Below are 17144 nucleotides of genomic sequence, written 5' to 3'. Positions count from 1 at the left end.
TTTTATTTTGTTTTGTTTCACTAAGAATTTTTACACCGTATAGTGTTCTTCTGATGTTGTTAAGTTCCCATAACGTTCTTCCTCTATTTGACGTAATGATTTTCCTCTCGTATTTGGCGCAAGTATAATGCCAATTACCATATGAATTACAAGAAACGTAATCATTACGATACCTGCAACTTTAAATCCAAGAGTTGCCATAATTGTTGGTAATATAAACGACCATAAGGCAATACCTGTACGAACAATAAAATACATATACCCCTGGGCAGTGGCACGGTATCTAGTAGGAAATAATTCACTTGTCCATAATGCGTAAAATGCTTGAGCCCCAATTCCAGCAGCAGATCCCCATAAGACAACAAATGAAATTAAGGTTGGCCATGTCATTGGCATAAAGGTAAGGATTATCCATGCAAGAATTCCCATAAAAGCACCAATACCAAATACTAATTTGCGACTATATTTATCTCCTAACTTCATAAAAATAAGGTAGGTAGTAATTACGGTAAACATCCATAAGAATGCTTGAAGTAAATTAGCTTGTAGGTTACTTAATCCACCTACATTTTCATAAATATAAGGCATAAAGTAGCCCATTGCACCAGCGGTTAAATTCCAAAATAAGTAAATACCTAATAATAAAAACAATGCTTGTCTATTTGGCTTGAGAGAAATTAATTCTTTAAAAGAACTTTTCCGCTTAATACCTTTATCTCTCTCATTCTTCTCCTTAGCTTGCTGTTCTTCCCAAATTTTTGACTCAGGTAGTCCACGCCTGATATATAAAGAAATTCCAGCAATTATAAATAGATGTAAAAAAATAATTCTCGATCCTAATAATCCTAGTGGTGCTAATATTACTGCTAAAGCAAACGTAATCATTGGACCAATTGACCATGCTAATTGAGCTGTTCCAACATGCGCAGCCCGCTTATTTTCTGGTGATTCTTCAGCTATATATGTCCAAGAAACCGGAACACCAGCACCTACCGCAATTCCGGTAATAATTGTTCCGAGAAGTAACATTGGAAAATTTACGGAAACTGCAATTAAGAGAACACCAATCATATAGACTAATAAATCATAGCTAAAAATTAGTCTTCTTCCATATTTATCAGTTAAAGGACCACCAATCAACGCACCTAAAGCTGCACCTAAAGCATTCGCACTTAATGCACTTAATAAGCCAACACCAATACTATCTATATGAAGATAGGCTTGCCACATTGTTAAACTACTAGCAGCAGCAATGATAGAACCTGCTTCTATATAGTTTGCCATGGAAATTGCAATGGTAGCTTTCCAGCCTGTTACTTCCTTTGCTGCGAACCTTCTTTTACTCATTAGCCTTTCCTCCTAAATAAAAATGGGTCTAATCCATATGGAATACTTCTTCTAAATGAACAGTTACTGGACTATCATCTGAATTCGTTTTCATAATTGGTGCCATAAATTCCCACCATTTTTGATTTATTTTTGTTTTTGCCATATTGGTCCATAATTTCTCATCTTGAATTTCTACATAACCAAATAATTTATTCGTTTCTTTCTCTAAAAAAATCGAATAATTTGTAGCGCCATGTTTCCGAAGTTCATGGATCATTTCCGGCCAAATTTCTTGATGACGCTTCATATATTCCTCGTGCTTATCAGGATAAACTGTCATGACAAAAGCTTTTCTAATCATTCAACATCATCCTTTTTTGATATTTTTTTAAAAAAATAAACGCCTCATGAGAACGATTACATTTTACTTACATGTTAATCATAATGCTAAACAAACAAAAAGTCAACATGTATTAGTTTTATTTATATTTGTTTATTTGTTTTTATGTTTGATTTTATTGTTTTTGGTTTTTAACGAGGGGCAAGAATTACCACCTTTTTATTTGGTTATGTATATCCATTGCATATAAAAATAATTTCTCACATTCGACATAACGAATAATATCCACACGACAACGTTTCGTGAAGGAAAACAAAAGCTAAAAACGCTCGGATAACGGCGTACAAACTGAAGACCTGACGAGATAAAGTGAACTTCATTTAAAGAGTTTTCCCTGTCTTTGAAAAATCATGGTGCTTATTCAAGAGGCTTTCTCTTTCCTTGAAAAATCGCGGTGTATCGCTACGTAGGATCTCTGTCCTGTCGACTCGAACAACTCGGGGATTTAGGAGCCGTTTTTCTCATCAGTACTCAAAAATTATAAGCAAATCTTTGAAATGAGAAAACATACGGATTCTTACATTCGGGATAAAGAAAACATGCTTCTAAAACAGAGGGGCGTTGACGCCTGTGAGCGGCAAGCCCACTTTTAGTCGGTTTTCCATTAGATTCCAACCGATGTTAGCTTATCGTAGGAAGATGAGCACGGTAGTTTGATCGCTTTAGCTAAACAGCGAACTACTTTCATAAAAAGTTTCACCATGCGAAACGGATATAGCATCGAACTGTTCCTATAATTTCCTTCTGTCATCTAAAATTTATTATTGTACTTTTGGTATTTTCAACTGTCATCCAACAATATAAATAGTTAATATACAATAAAATTAAAAACCTTGAGAGACTAGGAGTCAATCAAGGTTAAGTTTGTTTCTTATCATTCATTTTTTACAATTTTAGCGCATTATTCGCTTTTACTGTTTAGCTTATCAACAGTAGTATTTTCATTTAGGAAACTTTTTCCGATTTATTCCTAGAACTGCTATTCTCCATAATGATTCTGGGAGCACTGGCTAAAACAGCAACCAGTATAACAGAACATAAAACAAAAGCACCTAACATGGTCGTTCCGTTTGCTACTAAGGAATAAATAACTGGGGACATACCATCTGGTGCATACTTTCCCCAAAAAACAACACCAGCTATAAAATGCCAAAAGTAGCGAGCGAGACTGCCTACCAAAGTTGCTAATACAATCCATGCCAATGCCGCTTTTTTATGCCCATTTTGAAAGGACTTTTGAATAACAGTGTAAAAAAGCCCGCCAAATCCAACAAAAGCAAACGCAATAAAATATTCTATCATAAACTGAACTGGTGTTACATAGACCGCATCTCCAAATACTACTTGTAAAAGTCCCCATAAGAAACCGGATAACAGCCCGGCTACTACCCCTCTGCGAAATGCTAGAATAAAAATTGGCACCATTGCAAAAGAAATGGAAATTGCTGGTGATATCTTAATAGAAGGCAATATGTCTAAAATAAATGCAAATGCTGCAAAAAAAGCTACCTCAATCATCACCAATAGTCGTAAATTTTGCATCAAAAATACTCCCCTTTCATGATATGAAACCTCAAGGAGAGCGTAGCGATACACGTTAAGTGTTGTATGTGTGAAAGATTTTATTTATCCCATGATGGTATGGCAAAAGCAACTTACTTTTACGTATTAAAAATAAAAGTAGACTGTACCTATAGGATAAACATCATCGTCGTTTTCCACATCCCTACGCTAGTACTAACTAACAGGTTCAAAGGGTCAGAACAGAGTTGTTCACTCTCAGCAAAAAGCTCCCCTTGTGGTTTCTAAATATATTTTATTTTCATTATAATAGATAAACTTCTTTCTGAACAGTGTTTTAGGTTTTTTTATTAAGGTTATTAATTATTTTTGTAGATAAAAGAAGAGATAATTCAGAAATTAATGCCAACGATTAAGTCTTGGTATTTATAAGTAATCTCGACTTGTAGCTATCTACTATCAAACGTGCATAAACACAAATAGCTAATCCTAGTTTTAAAAAACATAAAAACCCTGGAAACATTACTTTAGAGACCAGTGATAAAAAAAACAAACTAGTGCAACCAAATCTTTAATCAATCATGTGTAGTGTTTCTCAAAATAATTTTGATACTCCCCACTTATAATTTGTTTCCACCACTGCTGATTATCGATGTACCATTGAACTGTATGAACAATTCCGGTGTCAAAAGTAAAAGTAGGTTTCCAACCTAACTTTTCTAGTTTAGAAGGATCAATTGCATACCGTTTATCATGACCTAGGCGATCTTTTACAAACTCAATTAATTCTTCTGATTTACCTAAAGTTTTTATAATCGTTCTAACAACTTCTAAATTAGTTCGTTCATTATGACCACCTATATTATAAACCTCCCCATTGGCACCCTGATGTAATACAAGGTCAATGGCTGCGCAATGATCATGGACATGTAACCAGTCACGAATATTTTTTCCATCGCCATACAGTGGAACATTTTCATCGTTAAGTACTTTCGAAATGGTTAAAGGAACCAACTTCTCTGGGAAATGATATGGTCCATAATTGTTGGAACAGCGTGTGATATTCATTGATAGTTCATAGGTTTCATGATAGGAACGGACTAATAGATCAGCGGCTGCTTTACTTGCGCTGTATGGACTATTCGGCTGAAGAGATGTTTCCTCTGTGAAAAATTTTGTTGAATCAAAATCTAACTCCCCATATACTTCATCTGTAGAGACATGGACAAACTTCGAAACATCTACAGCCTTTGCAGCATCTAGAAGGATTTGGGTGCCTAATACATTTGTGCATATGAAAATTTCTGGATCCGTTATCGAACGATCAACATGACTCTCCGCAGCAAAGTGCACGACATAATCAAATTTTTCTTTTGCAAATAATTGGGAAATGGTTTCTCTATTTGTAATATCTGCTTTAATAAAATGATAATTAGCTTGTGATTCTATTTGTTGATGTTTCGTTAAGTCCCCAGCATAGGTTAATTTATCTAAATTATAAATATCGTAATAGGGATACTTGTCTACCATAAATTGCACGAAGTTACCACCTATAAATCCAGCACCACCAGTCACTAGCACTTTCTTCGTTATCATTTTTATTTCACCCCTTGATTTAATTCATTCAGGTAATAGGCTAAAGCTTCTTGCCAAGTTGGTAGGGTAGTAAAACCATTTTCGATTAATTTAGCTTTAGACAATCGTGAATTTTTCGGTCTAATTGCTCGAGTAGGAAACTCTTCTGTTGTAATTGTATTTACTTGTACATCTTTTTTAGTTTGCTTAAAAATTTCTTTTGCAAACTCTGCCCAGTTACAAAACCCTTCGTTTGTTGCATGGTATGTTCCATATTTTTCGCTTTTAATCATATCAATTAATAATGTAGCTAAATCATAGGTGTAGGTTGGTGAACCGTACTGATCACCTACCACATTTAATTCATCTTCCGTGTCAGCTAGTCGTAACATGGTTTTAATAAAGTTGTTTCCGTTTATACCAAACAACCATGAAACTCGTACAATGAATGACTGATCAATTAATTGGTTAACAACCTTTTCACCTTCTAGTTTCGTTAAACCATAGTATCCTAAAGGATTTGTTTCATCTGATTCAATATAGGGTGCTTCACCTGTTCCATCAAAAACATAATCCGTACTAATATACATAAATTTGGCTTGTACTGATTTTGCTTTCTTTGCTAAATATTTTGTCCCATTAACATTTACATCCCAGCAAACTTTTTGATCATCCTCTGCTTTATCTACTTCCGTATATGCAGCACAATGAATAATAGCATCCGGTTTTAGATGCTTTATGTAATACGTCACATCTTGCTGGTTCGTTATGTCTAATTCTTGTCGACCTACTCCATACATGGAAAGCCCAGCTTGTAACCCTTGCTTCACGACACCATATCCAAGTTGCCCATTGTATCCAGTAACTAGTATCCTCATACAACTACTCCTCAAAAATAAAGTCATTATTTGCTTCTTCTAGTTGTGGTGCGTTTTCGTCTTTCTCAGACAATACAGGTTTAATATCCATTGGCCACTTTACTCCTATACTTGGGTCATTCCAAGCAATTACGCTATCACATTCAGGAGAATACATTTCATCGACTTTATATTGTACTTCTGTATTTTCTGTTAAAGTCATAAACCCATGTGCAAAGCCTTTTGGTACTAATAACTGTTTTTTATTCTCCGCCGTTAATTCTACTCCATACCATTGTCCATGAGTAGGACTTCCTTTTCTGATATCAACCACTACGTCAAATATCTCACCACGTGTGCAACGCACGAGCTTTGTTTGAGCTTTAGGATTAGTTTGGTAGTGTAACCCTCTCAGAGTACCTTTCGTTGTAGAGAATGATTGATTAACTTGGACAAAATTGAAGTCAAATCCTGCTTCTTTAAATTTCACTTGGCTGTATATTTCCATAAACCAACCACGATGATCAACGAATACTTTTGGTTGAATTACTTTTACTCCAGGTAGATTTGTTTCCATTACTTTCATATCATCACTCCCGTTTTTTAGTATTTGATTTCGCCATTTGCTACTTTTAGTAGATACTCCCCATATCCCGTTTTGGAAAATAGCTCTCCAAACTCTAAAAGCTTATGTTTGGAAATCCAACCGTTTACATAAGCAATTTCTTCAAGTGCAGATATCTTAATTCCTTGGTGATCTTCCACCGTTTTTACAAAATTTGTTGCTGAAACAAGACTCTCATGTGTCCCAGTATCTAACCAAGTATAACCACGACCTAATAGTTCAACTTCTAATTCACCTAATTCTAAGTATGCTTCATTAATCGAGGTGATTTCTAATTCTCCACGCCGAGAAGTTTTTACATTTTTTGCTATATCTACAACACGATTATCATAAAAATACAAGCCCGTTATGGCATAATTTGATTTTGGAACATCAGGTTTTTCATCAATACTTAACACTTTCCCATCGTCATCAAATTCCACAACGCCAAATCGTTCTGGATCAGGAACGTGATAACCAAAAACAGTTGCCCCTTTTTCTTTACTAGCTGCACGATTTAATACTGTTCTTAAGCCATTGCCATAGTAGATATTATCGCCTAATACCAGAGCTACAGCATCATTGCCAATAAACTCCTCACCAATGATAAACGCTTGTGCTAAACCGTCTGGACTTGGTTGCACTTTATAATCTAGGCTAATTCCAAATTGCGCCCCGTCACCAAATAGAGACTTAAACCGTGGTGTATCTTCTGGTGTTGAGATAATAAGGATATCTTTAATGCCTGCCAACATTAACGTAGATAATGGATAATAAATCATAGGTTTATCATAAATAGGCAGCAATTGTTTACTAGTAACCATTGTTAATGGGTATAACCTGGTTCCACTTCCGCCAGCTAATATAATACCTTTCATAAAAACATCTCCTTTACTTATTTCCATTCACAAGCACGCAACTTCTAAATAACAAACTATTTGCATCATGTGAAATTTTTATTCCGTAGGGTCTTTCCACGAAATGTCAACCCGAGCCAATTAGGCATTTAGGGGTTATTACCTTCTGCTTATTACTTCTTCGTATTCTCTATAATCTTGAAGCGGAAGTATTGTGAGTATCTTACATGCAAGATAAGAACTGACATTCGATCTGTAAGCGTATCGTTTATCAGGCTCTAAATAGGCTCCTTCAGCCCATTCATTCCATGCATTAACAAACAGAAATTCCGCATTATTGCTTTTAGCTTTTTTTATTTGACTGGACAAGTACTTTTTAAACTTATCAGGGCTTCCTCCGGTTAAAACGAGTCCATTTCTTCCTTTTCTAGCAGTGTTATCCCAATCTACAAAAGCTCCTGGAAATGTAATGCAATCATCCGCTTTATTTAAAAGTTTCCTTTTTCTAATCTTATTCCAAACGATATCGTAATCAAGTTTGTTAACTTTTGGCTTGGGTTCCTTTTCACCGATTTCACTCTTCATTGCCAAAGGTTTTTGTTTTAAACGAAGCACTTGTTTAAGTGTATATAATGGCTCAAATTCCATTTTGGCTCCAAACTTATCCGATTCTATATTGTTATTAAAAGATGTTAACATTTGCACAAAATAGATACCTTTTAGTCCCCTTCCCTTAGCTAAACGGTCCCATAATTTCAACATCTCATCGCAACAATCAATATTTGCAGGTCTATATATTAAAAATACTGGCTTCTCATCTATTTTTATATAACGAGAATCTAAAAATAGTTTTATTAGATATTCAAAATGATTTTCCCAATCTTCTTTATCTCCGTATTCTTGAGCTATTAATACCTGATCATTATTTCCATCCCAAGATCTTGTCCATGGCTCATTTGCCCAAGCAATACAAAACGGAAAGTCATGATCTTTTGACTCTAGCATTGCTTCTAAAGGTTTCTCTAAAAGTTTTTTTCCTTTAAACCAATAGTGATAATAACAAAAGCCATATATTCCATACTCTTTTGCGAGGTTAATCTGCCATTTACGGGCTTTGGGGTGTAATAAATTATAGTAATAATCATTCATGGGTTCTTTTGGTTGATCATGTTCATCAAAAAGCGGTTGTGCTTTTTTTGTGTTCGTCCATTCTGTAAATCCCTCTCCCCACCATTCATCATTTTCTGGAATTTGGTGAAACTGCGGTAAATAAAAAGATAGAATTTTCATACCCATCATCCTTTCCTTCTACTTCTTCTCTTTACATACGGTTTCTTGATGTTATCTATAAAAAATGACCGTGTAGCCTAAATCCACACGGCCTAAATTAGGCACACTATTTTTAAACAATTTGCACTTGAATACTTTAATAATCTTCAATAATAACAAAAGCACTCGCAACATTCTCCGTATGTGTTATGGTTAAACAAAATCTTACATTGGAAGAATACAGTGATGTTACCTTTTCATTTAACTTTAATTCGGGTTTTCCCAACATGCTTTGGTGTACTTCAATATCATGAAAGCTAATTGTTTTACCAATTCCTGTACCAATTGCTTTTGAAACTGCCTCTTTAGCTGCTAACCTCCCAGCTAACCATTCTAGTTTTCTTTTTTCAGATTCAAAATTATAAAAATGCTTCAATTCCTTATCTTTAATTATTCTTTTTACAAATCCTATACCTGTTCGATTATATGCTAATTTAAGTCTTTGGACCTCTACAAGATCCATCCCTATACCCAAAATCATTTATGAAGTACCCCCATGCTTGTTTTCATAAGGTAGCCTTAATTGTACTTGCCAACAATTATAGAATTATAATTTCCACCATAAGCAAACGAACTTACAATTGCATTTTCTACAAAATGATTTCTATTTTCTCCTGTGACTAAATCTAAATCTATCCTTGGGTCACACTCTGTTAAGTTTTGAATCGATGGTATAACACCTCTTAAAGCTAAAATAGTGCTTAACACCCCAATAGCTCCAGCTGAGCCGTGCGTTTCACCAAACACAGATTTAGGTGCACTTACAGGCACTTTATTGCCAAAAACTCTTGATATTGCTTTTGCCTCTGCATAATCAAAAGTCTTATGTCCACTTGCTGCGGCAGCAATATAATCGATATCATCTGCCGAAATTCTTGCATCCTCAATTGCTTGTTCAAACGATTTGCTCCAAGCTACCCCTTTAGGATGTACTCCACCAATTTGAACATTGTCAGAAGTCAACCCAAATCCTTTTAATTCTGCTATTATATCAGCATTCCGTTCCTTTGCAGACTCAACGCTTTCCACAACAAATGCAACACTGGCTGCACCAATAGCATTACCATTACGCAGTATATCAAAGGGTTTAGGATCTTCAGTTGAAAGATAACCTGGAACTCTCGACATTCCAGCTAACATTGGTTCATTAAATTCATCCGAAGAAACAACAATGACTTTATCACATATTTCCTGTTGAAGTAGGCAATTTGCATAAAATAGTGCATTCACAGCAGAAATACCGCCTGCACAAATAGTCGTCGTTGGCCCTTTTAACTTAAAATTGAGACCAATATGTCCAGCAGCAGCATTCATAACCGTGTTCGGGAAGAGCCGAGCATTAGCCTTTTTTGCTCCCTCTTTAATTACTACACGATTAAATGATTCTACCGTTTCTATTGGACCGGTACCTGTTGCAAAAATTAACCCTACTTTCTCAGTGTTTTCTCGGTTAACTTTTAAATTGGCATCTTTCATAGCCATATTCGTTGTCACTACTGCCTGTTTACTTATTTGATCCATTTTGCGTAGTAATCTTGGATTTGCAAATTTATTATATTTTATTTCAGGAATGACGCCTGCTTTATTATATCCGTATATACTAAAATCAAATGCATCAATGGTGGATAGACCGCTTTCCCCGTTCCCTAATAACTTATAAACATCTTCAACATTTTGCGCATTACCAGCTAAAGCCCCAATTCCGGTAACTACTATCCGTTTCCTAGCATAAGAAAGTGAGGTTTTTTCTTGCTCTTTATACTTTCCGAACAGTATCGTTGCATTGTTCCCACCAAAAGCAAATGAGTTAGAGAGAACAATATCTAAGTTCCCTTTACGAGATTTATTTGGCACAAAATCCATATCAAACTTAGCTTGTTCTTCCTTAAAATTTACTGTTGGTGGAATAATACCTTCTTTGATAGCTAATATACTTGTCACAGCTTCTGCTGAACCAGCTGCTCCAAGCATATGACCAATCATCGATTTAGTGGAAGAAATAGGAGGTGAATAATCTTTCAACAAGGAACGCAAAGCCTTAGGCTCAGACGAATCATTCGCTGGTGTACCGGTTCCGTGTCCATTAATATAAGAAATTTCCTCCACTTTTACATTGGATTGTTTTAGTACATTTGTCATAGAACGCAGGGCGCCAGAACCCGCTGGATCTGGTGCAGTCTGATGATAACAGTCTGCAGACATTACATAATCCAGAATTTCTGCTAAGATTTCTGCTCCTCGTTTACGGGCATGCTCATACCTTTCAATGATTAAGAAAGCAGCACCTTCACCAATATTGACACCGTGACTTTCACTATATGGTGAACTTTCCTCTGGACATAAAGCTTGAAGACTATTAAAACCACTTAAAGAAAGTTTTGTTAGGGGATCGACGCCTCCAGCAAGTATAATGTCCGCTTTTCCAGAACGGATAATATCCACTGCATAACCAATTGAATTTGTACCAGCAGCACATGCATTAGATATAACACTTCTTGGTCCCCGAATACCTAAATCATTTGCTACGTTATCAGCTGGTACATGAATTGGGTATTTATAGATTAAAGCTGCATCTGTATGGTCAATTCCTTCTGTAATCCACTGCTTATGAAAATGTTCACCACTTAAAATTCCACCTAAGGATGTACCAAGAACTAATCCAATTCGATAAGGATCTAGTAATGTAGGATCTAGTTTTGCATATTTTACCGCTTCACGGGCAGCAAGAACAGCAAATTGGCCACCACGGTCCATTTGAATTAACTCTTCCTCTGTGAAATACTTCTCCGCATCATAGTCCTCTACTTCGCCACCAAAATCCGTATAAAGATCAGATACATCGATGGATTTGATCGGCTTAATTCCACTATTACCATCAACTACATTTTTCCAAAATTCAGGTATACTTTTTCCATTTGCGCTAATAATCCCTACCCCGGTGACTACAATTTGATATTTGTTAAATTGCATCAAAATCTCCTCATTTCTTAAACGATTTTAATTGCCCAAGATTTCGGTGTAATATAAGGAGAAGATGCAGTTTGAATTTGAACTCTTCCATTAGCGCCACTTCCCTCAATGGTTAATCCCGATACCGCAAACTCATTCTTAATTATAGCTAAACCTAAGTTTTGCTCTAAAACAAAGCTATATTCAACCTGAAGAACTTCTCCTACTTTTTCATCCTCTACCATAATTGAATCACTTGGCACTAATTCGTCAGCCGAATTGAATTTAAAGCCAACTAACCTGCGTTTAACTCCCTGTTCAATTTGTTCATTAATGACATCCATCGCTACAAACTCTTCTTTATCAAAGCTAATTAACCATTCAAAGCAAGACTCAAAAACGGACAATCCTTTTGCTTCAAACTCAATATTAGGCTGGCGAACCTCAAGCATTGTAATGTTTAAAGCATCCATACCTACTGGTGTTACACTGTAATCTTCATCTTTTTGCTTAACCAAATAGTTCCAAAGATTAACAGCTTCATTTACCGAAATAAATACTCTGTATCCATATTCGCCAGTTACACCTGTTCTAGAAAAAAGTATGTCTTTTCCATTCCATTTTGTCTCAACAAACGATTGAAATGGTAATGATGAAATATCAAAATCTATTAAGTTCTGCCCTAATTTCCAAGCATATGGACCTTCAAAAGCAATTACAGCTAAAGAATCACTTTCATCTACAATCTCAATTTCATCGGTTTTATAAGCATTTAAATATTCTAAAACACGAGCTCGCTTTGAAACGGATGTTTCAACTAATATATAGTCATCATGTTTATAAATTGTAATTAAGTCGATTACATTTCCTTTATTATCCAACATAAGGCTAAATGCTGTTTTTTCAACATCTAAAAATTCAATGTCAAAAGAAATTAAGCTATTAAAGAATTCCACATGTTCATCACCTGTGATCCTTAATTTTCCTACAGCAGAAAAATCAATAATTCCTACTTCGTTACGAAGAGAAGAATATTCATCTGCTACATTAGTATAAGAACTGATTACACCATATCCACCTTTGTTTTGTAAAACTGCATTTTCTTTTAGACTGTCAGTTAAAATTGTAAGATTTGTATTAATCGTATCCATAATAATAAGCCTCTCTTTCAATTTATTTTAAAGCAAACTTAACCATTTCAAGTGCATCAGGAGCTTGAATGATTACTTCAATATACTTCTTTTGCCTATCGTAAACATCCGACCTAGAATGTTCACTATATAGTAATTGATGAATTTTCGAACCAGTTTCATTAATATCAAAAATTTCCGAAGTTTCAATAACGTCTATCAACGGGTTCTCTGTTAGTAAAGATTGTAACTCTTCCACCCATCCATTTGGAAAAGTAAGAAATGGGTAAATCCCCCCTGGCATGACTTTTAACCATCTTTTTAAGATTTCATTTAACTGTGTTTTGTTTTTCAAATTATCAGGAATTAATGGGAGACCATCTTTCCCTGTTGTTACTTTCGTATTAACAAGACTCAGAACAGGAACAAACCCAAAAATTGCTTTTGCCATGGAGCAAGATGTAATATTATCTGTAATAAATAAGTCACAAGAAAATAACAAATCCTCATATTCATCTAAATGCATAAAAGGCATGGTAACAAAATGAACCTTAGAGTCAGTGTCTTGATTAACAAAACTGTTCTTAGGAGCAATTCCAACAACAATAACCTTAGAGGGAAATTCCTTTACCCCTAGGTATTGCTTAATTAATTCCTGAACAAAATATTCATAACCATAGGTTGGATTCATATATAACTTTGATTCCATTAGTCTCATTTTAACTAATAAATTGGCCCAAGCTGCTTTTGATACCATAACCAATTTATCTTCTGGCTTCTCACAGCCAAAACGACTTCTCATCATTTCTCTTTTTTCCCATGCAATTGTAAATGATTCTTTATATAGGGTAACAGGTTGTATCCTATTCGTACTTATACTTGGGTTATTAATTGGGCATGTCCGAATGACCTTTACAGATTCAGGTATTTCCCGTAAATTTACCTTTGGTTTATTCCCAAATCTAGATCGCTTACTCTGTACTTGATCAAATAGTCGATTTCTTAGCACCCGTGATTGATTCCCAAAACATAAAGAGTCAATCGTTGCTACTGGGACTCCAAGTTCCAATACATAATCTAAATCAATTAAAGGAGACTCTAAATCAAGGATATGATAATCTGCAATTACAGTTAAATCTGGTTGAAATTCACCCACTGTTTCCTTGATTGATTTTGTCTGTAAAGTAGTCTTCTTAAGGGGGGTGGCATTAACCCCTGAACGTAAGGCATAGTCTATATAATTTTGGCTTGTTAAAAAGTGACTTTCAATACCATGTACTTTTAATTGACGTGATAAATAAATCGCATTATGCAATTCCCCAATACTAAATTGGCTCGGTGCTATGAATAAAACCTTCATCTAATCCTCTTCTCCTTATGAATGTACGCCATTGCTTCTTCTAATGATCGACTAAATGCAAAATAAATGGTAATTTTATCGCTATTTTCTGTAGGCTGTACCACCGATATTTGAAAACCTTTATCCGGCCATTCATAAATTAAAATTTCTGCTTCTTCTTCATCAACCCAACACGTAACATAATAACGATTTCCAAGCTCAAGTAAGACCTGTGATACACTTGTATAGATTCTCCTCCTAATTCCAGCTTCTTTCACGTATTGCTGCCCTTCTGAATTCCAAAAATAAGCGGAGCGTGCCTCTCCGAATTTATTCCAAAAGGAATGAAGAATCCAATTGACTATTTCGGTACGTTTATTTAGGGACACATCTAAACGCAACACAGGGATGCCCGTCATTATCAAATAGGAAAATTCATAACCTGTTCCTCTTAGTCGAATTCCACTCCAACCTTCAGATTGATCTATTACTTCAGGTACGAATGTTTCAAGAGCCGATTCCTCAAATAATGGTCCCTTATTTAAGCTGATTTCCTGTAACAATGTTTGGGAGTGTATTCCTATAGGAGTTGATGTGTTTTGCCCCCAATTTTTATAATTTGGAAAGTTAGATTTCAAAAGATTTTTAGATAAATAGTTTAATCTGATTATAGCTCCCTGAAACTCAGGTGCCACTTCAAATTCAAAAATACTATTGCTGACTTTGTAAATCTCTTTTAATTTTTTCATGTTTTTCTCTATTACTACTGGGTTACTATCTTTTTGGAAAATAAGACAAACATGTTCTTTTATATATAACCCTTTGTATTCATTTTTGAATGAAATAGTCCCATCTACGACACCAGGACCATCATAACCACCTATATCAAACTGCCATGAAAAAGGGTTAACCGAACTAAGACTATTTACAAATTGTTCTACTTCTATATCTAAAGAAGGTATTTTCAATTCTAATAATCCTGAAAACTCATTTAACAACTCGGTTTGAACTTTTCCTTTTAACGAAATTCGCTCATCTTTCATTACAATATTGTTTTTTTTCATGATAAATCGAACTTTTCCATGAACATTTTCACGTGGTCTGGTATTACCAACGAATGACTTCCAGTTACGTTCTACTTCCTTAGCACCGCCATAGCCTATTGAAAAATAGTGGATAGCGTTTGCTTTTTTAGATGAGAGTTGTTGTACTAGATTATATAATTCATTCTTTGGGATCGATTCGTCCTCAGATTGATCAATCATGTAATCATAATCGTCATCTAGAGAATCCTTGGTTTGAAATATAAGAGCAGGCATCCATCGCAGACCATATAAAACCTCTTTTACGTTTCCTTGCCAAATCATTCCTACGGTTAATTCATTATTTTCAAAAGCGCTCCATTCCATGGAATAAGCATCCGGATTACTAGGTAGTTCAAGATCTCTTGCATATTCAAAGTCATGTATTAAATAAGGAAAATCCTCATAAACTTGTGTATCAGTTACAATTCCTGACTTAAATGGAATACTAATGACCGCATCACGCAATCCACACCATGGATTTATCCTAAGTACAGATTGGTCACTAATTACATAGTCTTCAATCTTAACCACACCTTCACTGCTTAAAACAATCTTTCTAATTAAAACAATACATCCATTTTGTTCTTCCAGAATAACCCATGTATCTATTTTAGTATTGGGAGCAATAGTATGTAATTTCCGTTTTACCATCCGCTTTACTGTACTTTTAAATGGATAGCCCAGGTCAGGCCACGCTTCCTCAACGAGTTGCTTACCTGTCGTACGTTCAATAATAGTCAGACCACCATTGGAGGCGTTTACTTTTAGCAAAATGCGTTGGTTTTCTAAATACATATATCCCCATTGCTCATATCTAACTGTTTCAAGTTGCTTAATTACAGGTATAATAAAATCTATAGACTGCGTTTCTCTAGAATCAGATGTAATTGTTGTTTGTAATTTGCTGATTCCAGCGTTCTGGCTGATTACTTTAACTGGAAGGAAGATTTCCTCCTGAGCATTAATATTAACATCAGTAACCGATAAATCATTAACCAGCAAAATTAACGGATTCGTTGTTTCAACAGAAATCCTTCCTTTTATTGGTTGAAACGTATTGTTTTTGAATTTTAGCATAATATTAGCACTACTATTCTCTACTAGAGATACATGTTTAGGTAAAGAAATTTCAATAGGTGATGTAATTTTTATTCCATAATGAAAATCAAAGGTACAATCACCATAACGAAGAGACGTTACTAATTCACCTTTTCCTTTCATCCATTCCTTTATCACTAATGTCTCTTTCCAAGTTACCGATTCACCTGATTGTAATAAAAAGTGACTTTTTCCACTATTATAGATCAACGGCTGACCACAAAATTCGCTTTTAAAATCAACAAGAACCTGCTCACTCAAACGATTTTTATACTCAAACTCAATCGTAATTTCTTGTCCAATATTAAGTTGTTGCCCTTCAACAATATAACTACAAAATTGAAAACGAGGGTCTTTTAACATAGCCACTTTTTCGGTTAATATATCAATCCAACAAGAAATCATGCCATTTCCAAACTTCATTTTATATAAAATAGTTTCCATGCCATTTAAATTAAAGGTATCTTGTTGAATAGACCGAAAATCCTTTGCACTTAGCAAAGTTCTCCAACCACTTTCTACTAATGAATTATCTAAATGTTCAACATTGTAACCTTGCTTCAAGTAATTAACTAGATATGGCAAATAACACCTAAGTTCCAAATAGCCGTCATAATCAATATAAGCGTTGCTATTCCTTATAAAACCGACTCGTTTATATAAAGGTAAAGCAGAAGAATTCGTTGGATCAACATCCACATTAATATATTTATAGCCAAGCTCTGATAGTTGTTTAATAGATTCTGAAAAAAACCTACCCGGTAATGGTCCATTTCGAAATTGAGGACTAATTAAAAAATTACTTCCCCACACAGCGTCTTCTTCTGCTGCCTTTTGACCACAGAATTTTGAAAACAGCATAGTTGCAATTATCTTGTTTTCATATTCCAAACATAGGTACAGAATAATATCGAATTCGTCAAAAAACCTTACTATATCTTTATCCTTTAAAGGATAACCGGATGTAATAGGACCATAACCAAATTTGTTATATAGAGAGGCAATTTGCTCAGCATCTTCTTTTTTACATTTACGAATATTAATTTTACTTGACTCCATGATTATTTACTC

General features: G+C 34.9%; 13 protein-coding genes and 1 riboswitch. All 13 genes read right to left on the bottom strand.

Going from position 1 to position 17144, the window contains the following annotated elements; translation table 11 throughout:
- Positions 1 to 30: 30 nt before the first annotated feature.
- The 13 genes from JNUCC74_RS03625 to JNUCC74_RS03565 all read right to left on the bottom strand — a co-directional run bounded on the left by JNUCC74_RS03625 (position 31) and on the right by JNUCC74_RS03565 (position 17132).
- Positions 31 to 1347 carry an MFS transporter gene (locus JNUCC74_RS03625; RefSeq protein WP_454066941.1) on the bottom strand — a complete coding sequence of 439 codons (1317 nt, stop codon included), beginning with the start codon at positions 1345 to 1347 and terminating at the stop codon, positions 31 to 33.
- A 28-nt stretch (positions 1348 to 1375) separates the two neighbouring features.
- Positions 1376 to 1690, bottom strand: coding sequence for an L-rhamnose mutarotase (gene rhaM, locus JNUCC74_RS03620; protein WP_454066940.1), 315 nt, complete (start codon positions 1688 to 1690; stop codon positions 1376 to 1378).
- Positions 1691 to 2674: 984 nt separating this feature from the next.
- The gene (gene thiT, locus JNUCC74_RS03615) at positions 2675 to 3271 is read right to left on the bottom strand and encodes an energy-coupled thiamine transporter ThiT (RefSeq protein ID WP_077319470.1); all 597 of its coding nucleotides are present in this window, start codon (positions 3269 to 3271) and stop codon (positions 2675 to 2677) included.
- Between the two features lie 164 nt (positions 3272 to 3435).
- A riboswitch (TPP riboswitch) is annotated at positions 3436 to 3536 on the bottom strand.
- Between the two features lie 293 nt (positions 3537 to 3829).
- Positions 3830 to 4846, bottom strand: a complete 1017-nt coding sequence (gene rfbB, locus JNUCC74_RS03610; RefSeq protein ID WP_454066939.1) for a dTDP-glucose 4,6-dehydratase — start codon at positions 4844 to 4846, stop codon at positions 3830 to 3832.
- A 2-nt stretch (positions 4847 to 4848) separates the two neighbouring features.
- Positions 4849 to 5703, bottom strand: a complete 855-nt coding sequence (gene rfbD / locus JNUCC74_RS03605) for a dTDP-4-dehydrorhamnose reductase (RefSeq protein ID WP_454066938.1) — start codon at positions 5701 to 5703, stop codon at positions 4849 to 4851.
- Between the two features lie 4 nt (positions 5704 to 5707).
- A complete protein-coding gene (rfbC, locus tag JNUCC74_RS03600) occupies positions 5708 to 6268 on the bottom strand; it encodes a dTDP-4-dehydrorhamnose 3,5-epimerase (protein ID WP_454066937.1) in 561 nt (186 codons plus the stop codon).
- Between the two features lie 17 nt (positions 6269 to 6285).
- Entirely contained in the window at positions 6286 to 7164 is an 879-nt protein-coding gene (gene rfbA, locus JNUCC74_RS03595) for a glucose-1-phosphate thymidylyltransferase RfbA (protein WP_454066936.1), read from the bottom strand.
- A 138-nt stretch (positions 7165 to 7302) separates the two neighbouring features.
- Positions 7303 to 8439: a glycosyltransferase WbsX family protein gene (locus JNUCC74_RS03590; RefSeq protein ID WP_454066935.1), complete on the bottom strand. Its 1137-nt coding sequence runs from the start codon at positions 8437 to 8439 to the stop codon at positions 7303 to 7305.
- A 130-nt stretch (positions 8440 to 8569) separates the two neighbouring features.
- Complete coding sequence (gene acpS, locus JNUCC74_RS03585) at positions 8570 to 8953, bottom strand: holo-ACP synthase (protein WP_454066934.1); 384 nt, start codon at positions 8951 to 8953, stop codon at positions 8570 to 8572.
- A 38-nt stretch (positions 8954 to 8991) separates the two neighbouring features.
- On the bottom strand, positions 8992 to 11442 hold the full coding sequence (locus JNUCC74_RS03580) for a beta-ketoacyl-[acyl-carrier-protein] synthase family protein (RefSeq protein WP_454066933.1): 2451 nt from the start codon (positions 11440 to 11442) through the stop codon (positions 8992 to 8994).
- A 17-nt stretch (positions 11443 to 11459) separates the two neighbouring features.
- A complete protein-coding gene (locus JNUCC74_RS03575) occupies positions 11460 to 12572 on the bottom strand; it encodes an aminomethyltransferase family protein (RefSeq protein WP_454066932.1) in 1113 nt (370 codons plus the stop codon).
- A 22-nt stretch (positions 12573 to 12594) separates the two neighbouring features.
- The gene (locus JNUCC74_RS03570) at positions 12595 to 13911 is read right to left on the bottom strand and encodes a DUF6365 family protein (RefSeq protein ID WP_454066931.1); all 1317 of its coding nucleotides are present in this window, start codon (positions 13909 to 13911) and stop codon (positions 12595 to 12597) included.
- Positions 13908 to 17132, bottom strand: coding sequence for an N-acetyltransferase family protein (locus tag JNUCC74_RS03565; RefSeq protein WP_454066930.1), 3225 nt, complete (start codon positions 17130 to 17132; stop codon positions 13908 to 13910). The genes JNUCC74_RS03570 and JNUCC74_RS03565 overlap by 4 nt, the downstream gene beginning before the upstream one ends.
- Between the last annotated feature and the right edge of the window lie 12 nt (positions 17133 to 17144).

The sequence above is a fragment of the Cerasibacillus sp. JNUCC 74 genome, from assembly GCF_053667775.1.
This window is presented reverse-complemented; position numbering and strand designations above follow the sequence as displayed.

Excerpts from the sequence above, each read along its gene's own strand:
- JNUCC74_RS03625 (WP_454066941.1), bottom strand. The coding sequence starts at position 1,347 with ATGAGTAAAAGAAGGTTCGCAGCAAAGGAAGTAACAGGCTGGAAAGCT.
- rhaM (WP_454066940.1), bottom strand. The coding sequence starts at position 1,690 with ATGATTAGAAAAGCTTTTGTCATGACAGTTTATCCTGATAAGCACGAG.
- thiT (WP_077319470.1), bottom strand. The coding sequence starts at position 3,271 with ATGCAAAATTTACGACTATTGGTGATGATTGAGGTAGCTTTTTTTGCA.
- rfbB (WP_454066939.1), bottom strand. The coding sequence starts at position 4,846 with ATGATAACGAAGAAAGTGCTAGTGACTGGTGGTGCTGGATTTATAGGT.
- rfbD (WP_454066938.1), bottom strand. The coding sequence starts at position 5,703 with ATGAGGATACTAGTTACTGGATACAATGGGCAACTTGGATATGGTGTC.
- rfbC (WP_454066937.1), bottom strand. The coding sequence starts at position 6,268 with ATGAAAGTAATGGAAACAAATCTACCTGGAGTAAAAGTAATTCAACCA.
- rfbA (WP_454066936.1), bottom strand. The coding sequence starts at position 7,164 with ATGAAAGGTATTATATTAGCTGGCGGAAGTGGAACCAGGTTATACCCA.
- JNUCC74_RS03590 (WP_454066935.1), bottom strand. The coding sequence starts at position 8,439 with ATGGGTATGAAAATTCTATCTTTTTATTTACCGCAGTTTCACCAAATT.
- acpS (WP_454066934.1), bottom strand. The coding sequence starts at position 8,953 with ATGATTTTGGGTATAGGGATGGATCTTGTAGAGGTCCAAAGACTTAAA.
- JNUCC74_RS03580 (WP_454066933.1), bottom strand. The coding sequence starts at position 11,442 with ATGCAATTTAACAAATATCAAATTGTAGTCACCGGGGTAGGGATTATT.
- JNUCC74_RS03575 (WP_454066932.1), bottom strand. The coding sequence starts at position 12,572 with ATGGATACGATTAATACAAATCTTACAATTTTAACTGACAGTCTAAAA.
- JNUCC74_RS03570 (WP_454066931.1), bottom strand. The coding sequence starts at position 13,911 with ATGAAGGTTTTATTCATAGCACCGAGCCAATTTAGTATTGGGGAATTG.
- JNUCC74_RS03565 (WP_454066930.1), bottom strand. The coding sequence starts at position 17,132 with ATGGAGTCAAGTAAAATTAATATTCGTAAATGTAAAAAAGAAGATGCT.